This window comes from Gehongia tenuis (assembly GCF_014384795.1).
GTDB lineage: Bacteria > Bacillota > Clostridia > Christensenellales > NSJ-53 > Gehongia > Gehongia tenuis.
This window is the reverse complement of record NZ_JACRSR010000004.1, coordinates 166,063-178,275: the sequence shown is the minus strand read 5'-3', so window position 1 is coordinate 178,275 and position 12,213 is coordinate 166,063. Positions and strand designations below refer to the sequence as shown.

At 54.5% G+C, this 12,213-nt stretch carries 12 protein-coding genes and 2 tRNA genes; 5 read left to right on the top strand and 9 right to left on the bottom strand.

Annotated features, from left to right (window positions below; translation table 11 throughout):
- The coding region (locus H8696_RS09875) for a hypothetical protein (RefSeq protein WP_249317262.1) at positions 1-188 on the top strand (188 nt) is incomplete at its 5' end.
- Between the two features lie 792 nt (positions 189-980).
- Here H8696_RS09875 and asd read toward each other — a convergent pair.
- Together asd and H8696_RS09865 are read right to left on the bottom strand one after the other, a co-directional pair.
- Positions 981-2,057, bottom strand: a complete 1,077-nt coding sequence (asd, locus tag H8696_RS09870; protein WP_249317261.1) for an aspartate-semialdehyde dehydrogenase — start codon at positions 2,055-2,057, stop codon at positions 981-983.
- Between the two features lie 97 nt (positions 2,058-2,154).
- Positions 2,155-2,328: a hypothetical protein gene (locus H8696_RS09865; protein ID WP_249317260.1), complete on the bottom strand. Its 174-nt coding sequence runs from the start codon at positions 2,326-2,328 to the stop codon at positions 2,155-2,157.
- A gap of 356 nt (positions 2,329-2,684) precedes the next feature.
- Here H8696_RS09865 and serS point away from each other — a divergent pair, with 356 nt between their 5' ends.
- Entirely contained in the window at positions 2,685-3,956 is a 1,272-nt protein-coding gene (serS, locus tag H8696_RS09860) for a serine--tRNA ligase (protein ID WP_249317259.1), read from the top strand.
- A gap of 28 nt (positions 3,957-3,984) precedes the next feature.
- Entirely contained in the window at positions 3,985-5,664 is a 1,680-nt protein-coding gene (locus H8696_RS09855; protein ID WP_407926380.1) for a glutamine--tRNA ligase/YqeY domain fusion protein, read from the top strand.
- Positions 5,665-5,700: 36 nt separating this feature from the next.
- On the opposite strand, the gene H8696_RS09850 is transcribed toward H8696_RS09855, so the two are convergent.
- Positions 5,701-5,865: a hypothetical protein gene (locus H8696_RS09850; RefSeq protein ID WP_249317257.1), complete on the bottom strand. Its 165-nt coding sequence runs from the start codon at positions 5,863-5,865 to the stop codon at positions 5,701-5,703.
- Positions 5,866-6,003: 138 nt separating this feature from the next.
- On the opposite strand from H8696_RS09850, the gene H8696_RS09845 reads away from it, so the two are divergent.
- A tRNA-Ser gene (locus H8696_RS09845) sits at positions 6,004-6,092 on the top strand.
- A gap of 41 nt (positions 6,093-6,133) precedes the next feature.
- Positions 6,134-6,227: transfer RNA gene (locus tag H8696_RS09840), tRNA-Ser, on the top strand.
- Positions 6,228-6,334: 107 nt separating this feature from the next.
- On the opposite strand, the gene H8696_RS09835 is transcribed toward H8696_RS09840, so the two are convergent.
- The 6 genes from H8696_RS09835 to H8696_RS09810 all read right to left on the bottom strand — a co-directional run bounded on the left by H8696_RS09835 (position 6,335) and on the right by H8696_RS09810 (position 12,067).
- Positions 6,335-6,877, bottom strand: coding sequence for a pyruvate kinase alpha/beta domain-containing protein (locus H8696_RS09835; RefSeq protein WP_249317256.1), 543 nt, complete (start codon positions 6,875-6,877; stop codon positions 6,335-6,337).
- Positions 6,878-7,135: 258 nt separating this feature from the next.
- Positions 7,136-8,116, bottom strand: coding sequence for an NADH-dependent methylglyoxal reductase (gene ydjG, locus H8696_RS09830; RefSeq protein WP_249317267.1), 981 nt, complete (start codon positions 8,114-8,116; stop codon positions 7,136-7,138).
- Positions 8,116-9,081, bottom strand: a complete 966-nt coding sequence (locus H8696_RS09825) for a carbohydrate kinase family protein (RefSeq protein ID WP_249317255.1) — start codon at positions 9,079-9,081, stop codon at positions 8,116-8,118. The genes ydjG and H8696_RS09825 overlap by 1 nt, the downstream gene beginning before the upstream one ends.
- Positions 9,081-9,920 carry a class II fructose-bisphosphate aldolase gene (locus H8696_RS09820; protein ID WP_249317254.1) on the bottom strand — a complete coding sequence of 280 codons (840 nt, stop codon included), beginning with the start codon at positions 9,918-9,920 and terminating at the stop codon, positions 9,081-9,083. Before H8696_RS09820 ends, H8696_RS09825 begins: the two co-directional genes overlap by 1 nt.
- A 14-nt stretch (positions 9,921-9,934) precedes the next feature.
- Complete coding sequence (locus H8696_RS09815) at positions 9,935-10,978, bottom strand: NAD(P)-dependent alcohol dehydrogenase (RefSeq protein WP_249317253.1); 1,044 nt, start codon at positions 10,976-10,978, stop codon at positions 9,935-9,937.
- A gap of 15 nt (positions 10,979-10,993) precedes the next feature.
- A complete protein-coding gene (locus H8696_RS09810; RefSeq protein ID WP_249317252.1) occupies positions 10,994-12,067 on the bottom strand; it encodes a zinc-binding dehydrogenase in 1,074 nt (357 codons plus the stop codon).
- Positions 12,068-12,213 lie beyond the last annotated feature (146 nt).

Sequence of the window (12,213 nt, the reverse complement as noted above, 5' to 3'; positions counted from 1 at the left end):
AAGTTCAATGCCACTGCGATGACCAACGTTATCAGATACCAGATGGTTTTTTGTCCCAGGTACCTAAAATAATGTCCCATGTTTTGCCCTCCGTTCAAAAACTCTTCCTGTTGCTCTCCGGCAACCTGTGTAACGTTTCAGACGGCGTTCAATCGTTGAAGCCAACCATTGGCAGCCCGTCTAGCTGAAGTCCGCGAAACCTCACGGACCAAGGCCCTTGCCTAATTTGGATCTCCCTCCTCACCATTTGGGAAATCCCAGTGCGCTTGACCGCTTCTCCTACGGTCTTGTCCGTCCTTGGCATCCCGCCAGGTTGAACGTCCTACACCTTTCAGCCTTAGGCCCCGCTACCGCATTTCTATGGTATTGGGTGCGCGGCTGGCCGCTAGCATTATGCCCGCCCCAAAGGCCGGACACAAGCGTCGCCTGAAGCGTCCTTTCATTCATGTACCCCTCCTTCTCTAATATATGAAAATGACTCATAAGGCCATTTCATGCGGAAAAACACATCTCAAGCATCAAAAAAAGACCTGAAACAGATCGTAATTTGACAGATAGGGAACATATTTATTCATATCATAGCATATAGGAACGTCAAAATCAATATGGTTTACATAATATTGTTACCCTATACCGCGTACATTTTCTGAACAAACAGCACCCTTTCGTGGACGACCTTCATAATCATAGTACGCGGGAGCCGCGATAATATTTCACTTTTTTGGATGCATACCCATCGCGTTTGTTCATGGGACTTTAACAATTTAAGGGGGCCTGTCCCCGATCCGTCCGAGGACAAGGGATTTTCTCCCCAAATCGAAACATAAAAACCACATTTTATAAATGATTTCGTAATATATTTTTAATAATTAATTCATATTATGGATTTATTGGTTTCCATATTCGCGGATTTTTTGACAATCTTTTTCCCCGCTTACGTAAAAAAGCGGAGCATTTCTGCTCCGCTTACATTTTTCAGCCTAATCCATCCATCCCTTGGCTGCCAGCATCTCCGCGGTAAGCACCGCGCCGCCGGCCGCTCCCCTCAAAGTGTTGTGGGAAAGACAGACAAACTTATAATCAAAGAGATTATCCTCCCGCAGCCGGCCAATGGTGATGCCCATACCGCCTTCAAAATCGCGGTCAAGGCCGGTCTGGGGCCGATTGTCCTCCTCCATGTATTTCATGAAGGGCTTCGGGGCGTGAGGCAGGTTCAGCTTCTGAGGAAGGCCCTCATAGCTGGCCCAAGCCTCCAGCATTTCCTCCCGGGTGGGCTTTCGGGTAAACTTCACATTGACGGTGGCCAAATGGCCGTCGCTCACCGGCACCCGTACACAATGGGCGGAAATGACCGGCGATAAGGCCGGAACGATTCGGTCTCCCTCCAGAGTACCCCAGATCTTGAGGGGCTCCTGTTCGCTCTTTTCCTCCTCGCCGCCGATGAAAGGAATCACATTATCCACGATCTCCGGCATGGTCTCAAAGGTCTTGCCGGCACCGGAAATGGCCTGATAAGTGGAAACCGCGATCTTCTCAATACCAAACTTCATCAAGGGATGAAGGGCGGGCACATAGGACTGAATCGAGCAGTTGGGCTTGACCGCGATGAATCCCTTCTTGGTGCCAAGGCGCTTCCGCTGGGCTTCAATGACCCGCATGTGTTCATCGTTCAGCTCTGGCATGAGCATGGGCACGTCGGGGGTATGACGGTGGGCCGAGTTGTTGGAAACCACCGGAACCTCATGGCGTGCATAAGCTTCCTCCAAGGCACGGATCTCTTCCTTTTTCATATCCACGGCGCAGAAAACAAAATCCACGTTCTCGCACACGCGGTCGATCTCAGAAGCGTTCAGGACCACCATGGAAGCGATCTTCTCCGGAATGGGGGTCGTCATGGCCCAGCGGGTGCCCACAGCCTCAGTGTAAGTCTTGCCGGCCGAGCGGGCGCTGGCCGCCAAGGACGTCAGTTCAAACCAGGGGTGATCCGCCAACAGGGTCACGAAGCGCTGACCGACCATGCCGGTAGCGCCTACAATGCCAACATTCCATCTTTTCATGATGATACCTTTCCCTTCGCATTTATTAAGAGTTTTGTTGATTATAGCGCCAAAGGAAAGCTTTTGTCAATTTGAAGCGGCTCCTCCCCCGATTTTTCTAGGAACTAAAGGCAAAAGTACTGATTTCTCTGGCTTTCGCCGCAATTTCATCCTCCGATAGGATCCCTTTTTCCACCAGCAGCTCCATCAGGCATGCCACCGAAAGCATGGACTTGTAGTCCGCCTCCTTCAGGGTCATCAGCTCGTGGCCGGTGATTCGAATATCCCGCATTCCCTCGCCTCCTTTTGGCATAAATTATGGCCCCGCTTTGCGGTTTTATTCTTTTTCCGGCTTTTCCGGAAAATTTCTTTTGACAATGGCGAAAAACGGGTTACAATAGAACCAAAGCAATGCAGGGAAAGTATGGCGAAGCTCGTCTCAAGAGAGTTGGCGGCCGGTGCAAGCCATCGACAGGGCCCGTGAAATTCCGTCCCGAAGGCTGCGGTGGGAAGACCATCGCCGGTTCATCCGTTATCGTGTAGAGTTGGACCTGTTGGGTCAAGCTGGGTGGTACCGCGGTTTAAGCCGTCCCAATTTTGTGGGACGACTTTTTTTATTAGCCAATGATTGGAGAGGAGCAGAAAACTATGTTGGACATCAAGCGTATTCGAGAGAATCCTAAAGAATTGGAGGAGGCTTTGGCAAAGCGTCATTCCTCCATCCATGTCGATACATTGCTGGAACTGGACGAGCGGCGCCGTGCGCTGATCGGCCAGGTTGAGCAGCTCAAGGGGCAGCGCAATCAGCTCTCCTCCCAGGTTGCCCAGCTGAAGCGCAACCATGAGGATGCCACCGAACAGCTGGAAGCTTCCAGGAAGCTGGGTGAGGCCATCAAAGCCCTGGACAATGAGGTGCGGGATGTGGAAGGACAGATGGAACTGTTTTTGCTCTCCACCCCCAACATTCCCCATCCCAGCGTACCCGAGGGTGCATCCGATGCGGACAATGTGGAGGTGCGCCGCTGGGGCGAACCCACGACCTTTGATTTTGAGCCCAAGCCCCATTGGGATCTGGCGGAGGCGCTGGATATCATGGATTTCCAGCGGGGCGCCAAGGTGTCGGGCACCCGCTTCACCTTCCTCAAAGGCATGGGCGCCCGGCTGGAGCGCTCGGTGGTCAACTTCTTTCTCAATGAACACACCAGCCATGGTTACACGGAGGTATTCCCGCCCTTCATGGTGCACCGCCGCAGTATGCAGGGCACGGGCCAGCTCCCCAAATTTGAGGAGGATGCTTTCAAAGTGATGAACAGCGAGTATTTCCTTATTCCCACCGCCGAGGTGCCTGTGACCAACATGTACCGGGAGGAAATATTGGAGGGGGACCGGCTGCCCATCAAGCACTGTGCCTACAGCGCCTGTTTCCGTTCGGAGGCCGGCAGCGCCGGACGGGATACCCGCGGCTATATTCGTCAGCACCAGTTTAATAAGGTAGAGATGGTCCGCTTCTGCAAGCCCGAGGAATCCTATGACCAGCTGGAAGAGCTGGTGGGCGACGCGGAGCGCATGCTCCAGCTTTTGGGCCTGCCCTATCGGGTGGTGGTGCTGTGCACGGGAGACCTGACCTTTTCGTCGGCCAAAACTTACGATCTTGAGGTCTGGATGCCCAGCTACAACCGCTACGTGGAGATTTCCTCCTGCAGCAACTTCGAAGACTATCAGGCCCGCAGGGCCCAGATTCGCTTCCGCAGTGCGCCCAAGGCGAAGCCCGAACTGGTCCATACCCTCAACGGATCGGGCCTTGCCGCCGGCCGCACCGTGGCCGCCATTCTGGAGAACTATCAGCAGGCCGACGGCACCATCGCCGTGCCCGAAGCCCTTCGTCCCTACATGGGCGTGGATGTGATCCGGCCCGATTAACTTTGCAAAAATGCGGAAAAATGATACCATGGTAAAAAGTATCAGGGGAGGAACAGCGTTGGATAAAAAGCTCAATTTTATTGAAGAAATCGTGGAGGAGGATCTCCGGGAGGGGAGAAAGGGCGGCAAGGTGCACACCCGTTTTCCTCCGGAGCCCAATGGATACCTCCACATCGGCCATGCCAAGGCGATTTTGCTCAATCATGGCCTGGCCAAGAAATACGGCGGCGAATTCAATCTGCGTTTTGACGATACCAACCCTGTCAAGGAGGACACGGAATACGTCGAAGCCGAAAAGGCGGATATCCTGTGGCTGGGATGTCCCTGGGACCATCTTTATTTCGCATCCGATTATTTTGATAAGCTGTACGCCTATGCCCAGCTGCTCATCCGCAAGGGCAAGGCCTATGTGTGCGATCTTTCCGCCGATGAAATTCGGGAGTACCGGGGCACCCTGACCGAACCGGGCAAGAATAGTCCCTATCGGGATCGGAGCGTGGAAGAGAATCTGGGCCTGTTTGAACGCATGAAAAACGGGGAATTTCCCGACGGAGCCCGGGTGCTCCGGGCCAAGATCGACATGGCCTCCCCCAACATGAACATGCGGGACCCTCTCATCTACCGCATCGTTCACGCCACCCATCACAATGCCGGGGATAAGTGGTGCGTCTATCCTCTTTACGACTTCGCCCATCCTCTGGAGGATGCGGTTGAAGGAATCACCCATTCGTGCTGCTCTTTGGAATTTGAGAATCACCGGCCCCTCTATGACTGGGTCATCCGGGAGTGCGAGATCGAAATTCCGCCGCAGCAGATCGAATTTGCCCGGCTCAACCTCACCCGCACCATCATGAGCAAACGCTTCCTGAAACGCCTGGTCGATGAAGGCGTGGTGGAGGGCTGGGACGATCCCCGCATGCCCACCCTGGTCGGCTTGCGCCGCAGGGGCTATACGCCCGAATCCATCCGCATGCTGTGTGAAAAGGCCGGCGTTGCCAAGGCCAACAGCGTAGTGGATATCGCCCTTCTCGAGCACTGCATCCGGGAAGATCTGTCCGGCAAGGCGCCGCGGGTGATGGCCGTACTCCATCCCGTCAAGGTGGTTTTGACCAACTATCCCGAGGATAAGCATGAGCTTCTGCCGGTGGAAAACAATCCGGAGGCCCCGGAAATGGGCACGCGGGAGGTCGCCTTCTCCCGGGAGCTCTACATCGAAGCCGAGGATTTCATGGAGGATCCACCGAAAAAGTTTTTCCGGCTCCGCCCCGGCGGCGAGGTTCGCCTGAAGGGCGCCTATATCATCAAATGCGAGGAAGTGCTCAAGGACGCCAATGGCCGCATCGTGGAGCTGCGCTGCACCTATGATCCCACCAGCAAGAGTGGCGAACCGGGCAGCGAGCGCAAGGTAAAGGGCACCCTGCACTGGGTGGACGCGTCAACCGCCCTTGATGCCACCGTTCGTCTGTACGACTATCTCCTGGACGAGGACGAAAGCAAGGATTATATGGAGCGGCTCAATCCCGACTCCGTTTCGATCGTCCAGGCAAAGGTGGAGGCCTCCTTGGCCAAAGCCCAGCCCGAGCAGTCCTTCCAGTTCCTGCGTCAGGGGTATTTCGTGGCGGACCGTCATCTTTTCACAGCCGGCAATCTGGTGTTCAACCGGATCGTGGGGCTTCGGGACAGCTGGGCCAAGGCCAACAAAAAATAACGAAGAAAAAGCGGCGTCCTTTGGACGCCGCTTTTTTTACTGCCGCCAGTAGAAATGATCCTCGTCTTCGTAGCAGTTTTCGCAATAACCGCCATAAGTTTTGGCGCATTCATTGCAGATATAAGCATGGCATTCGGGACACACTTGCATGGACCTGGAATCAAACTGCGCCTGACACACGCTGCAAGTTACTTGGGCCACAACCATCCCTTCCTTTCACGGATATTTGCCCTTAGTATAGCCATATTCATGCAAAATAAAATGATTTTATCCGGGGAATGCTTGTTCTAGGACCGTTGACAGTCCGATGGGTTTTTGTTATACTAATTAAGCCTTTATGGAGAGATGTCCGAGAGGTTTATGGAGCTGGTCTTGAAAACCAGTGATGCTGCAAAGCACCGAGGGTTCGAATCCCTCTCTCTCCGCCAGCATCTTCCATGATAATAGGAAATACTTGTAGGGCAAACGTGGAGAAATACCCAAGTTTGGCTGAAGGGGCGCCCCTGCTAAGGGTGTAGGTCGGGTTTACCGGCGCGAGGGTTCAAATCCCTCTTTCTCCGCCAAAACGCGCAGGCAATGAGTCTGCGCGTTTTTATTCGTTTCAGGCCGAATGGCCCCATTACGCTGTGCGCCGAAGCTCGCATCCGTTAAACTGCATGTCCGCAGTTACCTACAAAGACGGTTTGCAGATGATTTCATTTATTTTAAAGCTGAAGATATCCGCCGCGTGGGCAGGAGTTAGAATCATAGCCGTATCAGCGCCATGACCCGTTCCGGCAATCGCAACTATTTTTTCTCCATAGGGTATCAATCCCGCATCCAGAGCCATTATGGCAATCTCAACGCAGACCTTAACTCCCTGACCAAACATGTACAGCGTATTCGCAATCATTTCGGCGGGATAAATCCCGCTGAATTTTCTGCTTATGCCGCCCTCAACGCCGCTCAGCGCATGGGACGCGGTAAGCACCTTGATGCCCATTTCCTTCAGCCGCACACGCTGTTCCGAAGGCATCATATTTTCACCCTTGTTCTTAAATCCATTAACAAGTGTAACGCAGACGATATTCTCGTCCATTCCCGTGAAGCGCAAGGCTGTCTGCCCCGTCGTCGACGCCACTACAATGTGATGAATGTTCTTGTCTTTGGCAGCTTGACACGCCAGCTCCAAGGTCTTTTCCGTATTCATGCTGCCGGCCTTTTCAAAATACATGAAATTCAATCCTCCTTTTAAGTGCGCGGCTTCTTTGCTGAATGGAAGGGCTCCTCCGGTCCCTCCGTTAATTCATGCTTCGCGGGGCCAGACGCAAACCAGCCGCGCCGCTCAACCATTGTATAATTATATCTCCTTTTTTAAGGAAATGAAAGAAGCATCGGTAAGGCCGGCATTTCACAGCATCAATTTTTTCGGCAACAGCAAAGGCTCCTGATGTACAGGAGCCCTCGCACTTTTATAAGGATCTACAAGGATCTAGTTGTCAATATCCTGGGCCATCTTGCGCATGATCTCAGCATCCTCATGGGACAGCTCAATGTTGGCTGCATTGATATTCTCTTTAAGCTGATCCACGGTGATGGCGCCGGACAGCACGGTAATGAAGTCGCCCTGGGCCATCACCCAGGCAAGAGCCAGGGCGGGAATGGTGCAGTTGTATTTTTGGGTAAGCGGCGTCCAGGCATCCATCATATCCATGGCCTTCAGCATATTCTCCCGCTGGAACCATTTCTTATTGCACTGTGCACCCTGGGGCTCGTAGTCGCGGCCCAGAGCGCCGCTTAAAAGTCCCTGTTCCAAAGGGGAATAGGCCTGTAGGGTGATGCCATGCTTTTTCAGCACGGGGATGAGTTCTTCCTCCACCGCCCGGTCCAGTACGCTGTATTTTCCTTGGACGATATCCAGTTCCCCATAATTTGAATACTCCTCCACTTGAGCAGGAGAGAGGTTCGCCGCACCGATGGCTCGGATGAGGCCTTGTCTTTTGAGATCGTTCAGTGCGTCCATAGTCTCCTTGATGGGCGTATTGAAGGGTTCCACCGAAGGCCAATGCACCATGTACACATCAATGTAATCGGTGCCCAGACGTTCAAGGGACATTTGGATCTCCTCGAAGATGGATTCCCGGGTCAAATTTTTATAGAGCTGACGGTCGCCCACCTTGTTGAACAGGCTGCCCAGCCGCGTCCACACGATACCGCACTTGGTGATGAGCACCATCTCTTCGCGGTTCATCCCAGAAAGGGCTTTGCCCACGATCTCCTCGCTTTGGCCAAAGTTATAGCCCGGCGCCGTATCCACCAGATTGATGCCCAGCTCCGGACACGCCCGGATGGTGCTGATGCATTCATCGAGATCCTTATCCCCGCCCCAGGCAGGCCCGCCCCCAATGGCCCAGGTACCCAAGCCCAGACGGGAAATGGATCGGTCGGTCTTACCCAACTTGATTTGCTTCATCATCTATCCCCTCCTTGCATCCTGTACGCCTCGTAACGCTCCTTCACCTGTTCCCGGCTTCTCACGCCGGACGTGGCGCCCACACCCTCCACGGACAGAGAGGCCACGGCGTTGGCGTATTCGCCGCATTCCTTTACGGAACGGCCATCCAAAATCGCCCGGATAAAACCGGCGGCGAAATTGTCCCCGGCGCCGATGGTGTCCGCCATTTTTGCGCCCTTAAAAGCTGGGATAGAATAAGCCTGCTCAGCATTTTGAATATAGCAGCCATCCTTGCCCACCTTGATGATGATGTTTCGAACGCCCGCGACTAAAAAGACATCCGCAATCTCCTGCAGGCTTTCCTTTTGCGCCAAAAGCGCCGCCTCATCGCGGTTCGCAAAAAAATAATCCACATAGGATAGCGCTTCCCGCACATCCTCCAGAGTTTCACCCAGTCGAGGGAAGATCATATCCGCACAGATGATAAGGCCTGCATCCTTGGCCCTTCGGAAAACCTCCACCAGCGCTTTGCCGTCCAGTCTGGGATTGTTGAAGAAGCTGGCCAAAGACAGAACCCTGGCTTGCGCAATAAGCTCCATGTTCACATGCTGGAGCTCCATCTTCCACAGGCTTCCATTGCGGTTTGTGACAAAGGTTCTTTCGCCATCGGCGGCCACCAGGCCGATATTGATGGAGGTGTTCACCGCTTCATCCACCGTCAGGCCCTTGGTGTCCACCCCGTTTTTCTCACAGAAGCTTCGGATGTACCACCCTGCAGGATCGTTACCTACCAGAGCATTCAGCGCCACTTTGGCGCCCAGCCGGGACAGAATGGTCGCCTCATTGATGGCATCGCCGCCGATGGTCATGGCGATGTTATCCAGCGGATAGGACTCATGATCGAAGATGCTTTTGTCCACCGGTTTGAGGGGAACGTCCACCAGGGCCGCCCCCACGCAAATGACATCCCAGTTTTGGGCCATTACCGATCCGCCTTTCCATCGCTGCCAAACAGCAAAATCTTTTCCATGGCCCGCTGCTTGATGGCCGCCCGCACCTTCTGCTCCAAATCCAGGAAGGTGGTGCCGGGGTTCGCCGCCACAGCCTGCATGGCGGCTTCGCACAGTTCAGTATGAATATTGATCTTGGCGATGCCGAGGGAAATCGCCGTTTTGATATCCTCGTCACTGATTCCCGAAGCCCCATGAAGAACCAGCGGCACCGATACGGCTCGGCGCACCTTCCGCACCACGTCAAAGTTCAGCTTGGGCGGCGACGTGTAAACACCGTGCTGATTGCCGATGGCCACCGCCAGGGAATCGCAGCCCGTGCGCTCCACAAACTCCGCGGCCTGATCGGGATCGGTGTATTTGTAGTTGGCCAGCGCTTCCTCGTACACGGTTTCATTGCCCACATGGCCCAATTCTGCCTCTACCGGTACGCCCATGGGATGGAAATGGTCCACCACTTCCTTGGTCAGCCGGATATTGGTTTCAAAATCCTCGGCGGACTTATCAATCATCACCGAATTCATGCCCATGGCATAAGCATGCTTCACAATATCAAAGCTGCGGCCGTGATCCCAGTGCAGAATCACCGGTACCGGCGCTTCCATGCCTGCTTTCACCATGGCGGGAGCATAATTTTCAAAGACCGTATTTTGCAAGAAGCCGGTGCCCATGGAGATAATCACGGGGCTATGAAGCTCCGTGGCGGCATCCAAGGCTCCCTGCAGCATCTCCATATTCCATACGTTGAAGTGCGGCACAGCATAGCCCTTCGCCTGGGCATCGGTTTCCCAGAATTTCATATTGGCAAACATTGAGAATCTCCTCTCTAACCTTTGATTTCGATAGCGCCCTTGATGATATCGGCCTTATTCTTCACCGACTCCTCGAAAGCACGCTGGCTCTCCCCATAAGGGAAAATGTGGGTGACCATGGACGCCACATCCAAACGCTTCTCCGCAATGGCCCGGATGGTCATGGGATAGCGGTTGGCGTAACGAAAAACGGTCTGAATGCTCACCTCGCGGTTGATCTTCAGAAAATCGATGGGGGTTTCGCCGGGAATGGTACCCACGATCATAATTTTGCCGCCCCGCATGACCAGGCTGGGCGCCTGGGCCGCCGTGACACGGCTGCCTGCAGTTTCAAAGACGACATCCGCACCCAGCTCACCCAGAATGGCTTTGCAGGCGGAGACGGTGTCCTCCCTGGAAGCGTCCACCGTGGCCGTGGCGCCCAGGCGTCTGGCCATCTCCAGACGTTTCTCCATCATATCCACCACCACGATGTCATCGGCGCCCATGAGCCTGGCCGCCTGCAAGGTCATCAGTCCAATGCAGCCCGCGCCGAGAATGACCACCTTTTTGCCCGGACCCACCTGGGCCTCCATGGCGGCGTGCATGCCCACGGAAGCGGGCTCCACCAGTGCGCCCTCCAGAAAGCTCATGGTATCGGGCAGATGATAGGTCATGCTGGCGGGATGAACCAGATAGTTGGTCAGCGCGCCCCGGTAATTGGGCTGCGTAGCCATGAAATCCATCTTGAGACAAAGGTTGTAGCGTCCCTCATGGCAGAACCGGCATTCGCCGCAGGGTACGCCGGGCTCGATGCACACCCGGTCGCCGGCCTTAAAGTCCTCCACCTCTTCGCCCACGGACACCACCGTGCCGGCGCATTCGTGGCCAAGACCTATTTTCTGATTCGGATCTTTGGGCGGAATGAAGGGTCCCGATTCAAAGCTGTGCACGTCCGAACCGCAGATACCCACGGTGTCCACCTGAATCAGCACCTCGCCCCTGCCGGGCTTGGGCACGGGCACCTCCTCAATCTTGGTGGTGCCGGGAACGACCAGAGTCACTTGTGTATTCTTCATTGCTGCTGCCCCCGTTCAATCACAATCGTAATGCATGATAACCTTGATGGCCGATTTGTTGGCCATGGCCTCGAAGCCCTCCTCCCAGTGGGAGAGGCCGATGCGGTGGGTGATCATGGGCTTAACCTGAATTTTGCCCGCCGCCAATAGGCGCAGAGCGTTGCGCCAGGAAGTGGAGTCGTAAGCCATATGTCCGATGATGGAGATGGCATTGGTGCTGATATCATTGATGGAATATTCCAGGGGCTTGAAGCCCATGCCCACACGGACCACTTCGCCGTTGGGCCGAAGCATTTCAATGGCCTGCTTGAGAGCGATATTGGCGCCAGAGCATTCCACCACCAGCCCCAGGTTATCCTTGCCGCAGATCTTTTGGCAGGTGGCCACCACGTCCTCCCGGGAGCCGTTGACCACGTGGGTGGCGCCCAGCTGCTTGGCCACGCCGAAACGGACCTTGGTATCCTCCTCCAGACCCACCATCACAATATTGACGGCGCCCATGAGCTTTGCAATCTGCAGGGAGAACAGTCCAAGAGGGCCTGTGCCGAAGACCACCACGTCCTGACCGGGCAGCAGCGACGAACGCTGGGCCACAGCCTTGTAGGCGTTGCTGATGGGGTCCATGACGCACACCTCCTCATAGGAGAGGTTCTCTGGAACCTCCCAGATGGCGTGCTTATGAATGCGCAGAATTTCGCCCGGGATCTTGCAGTATTTGGTGAATCCACCGCCCCAGGTATTGTTGTCAAGGCCCAAATTCACCTTCTCCCGGCAGGTGAGAAAGTCCCCCGCGTCACAGGAGGGGCACACGCCGCATACGTGGCCGGAATTGTCCGAAACCACCCGCTGACCCACATGCCAATCCTTCACCTTTTTGCCCACTTCCACAATTTCGCCGGCAAACTCATGGCCGCGAATGGAGTTGAATTCGTCCGATCCGTTCTCCACACGAAAATGCTTCATGTCCGCGCCGCAAATGGCGGCCGCCTTGATCTCGACAATGATGTCCTCGTCCCCGCAGGTGGGTTCAGGCACATCCATAAACCGATAGCCTCCGAACTCCTTGCCAAATCGCGTCAGCGCCTTCAAGCAATCATCTCCTTCATGATGTTTCGTAGTCCTCTTCCAGAATACTCATTTGATATTGTATTGTCAACAAAAATAGCTTCATAATCAAAGAAAAAATGTCCGAAACAAAGATTATCGAATAAAAAATAGCCCCATTCCGGGGAGTG

What these genes read in the sequence shown, in the direction of transcription:
- H8696_RS09855 (WP_407926380.1), top strand. Translation starts at nt 3,985, where the DNA reads ATGGTAAAAAGTATCAGGGGAGGAACAGCGTTGGATAAAAAGCTCAAT.
- H8696_RS09865 (WP_249317260.1), bottom strand. Translation starts at nt 2,328, where the DNA reads ATGCGGGATATTCGAATCACCGGCCACGAGCTGATGACCCTGAAGGAG.
- H8696_RS09815 (WP_249317253.1), bottom strand. Translation starts at nt 10,978, where the DNA reads ATGAAGAATACACAAGTGACTCTGGTCGTTCCCGGCACCACCAAGATT.
- H8696_RS09825 (WP_249317255.1), bottom strand. Translation starts at nt 9,081, where the DNA reads ATGGCCCAAAACTGGGATGTCATTTGCGTGGGGGCGGCCCTGGTGGAC.
- H8696_RS09835 (WP_249317256.1), bottom strand. Translation starts at nt 6,877, where the DNA reads ATGTATTTTGAAAAGGCCGGCAGCATGAATACGGAAAAGACCTTGGAG.
- serS (WP_249317259.1), top strand. Translation starts at nt 2,685, where the DNA reads ATGTTGGACATCAAGCGTATTCGAGAGAATCCTAAAGAATTGGAGGAG.
- H8696_RS09820 (WP_249317254.1), bottom strand. Translation starts at nt 9,920, where the DNA reads ATGTTTGCCAATATGAAATTCTGGGAAACCGATGCCCAGGCGAAGGGC.
- asd (WP_249317261.1), bottom strand. Translation starts at nt 2,057, where the DNA reads ATGAAAAGATGGAATGTTGGCATTGTAGGCGCTACCGGCATGGTCGGT.
- ydjG (WP_249317267.1), bottom strand. Translation starts at nt 8,116, where the DNA reads ATGAAGCAAATCAAGTTGGGTAAGACCGACCGATCCATTTCCCGTCTG.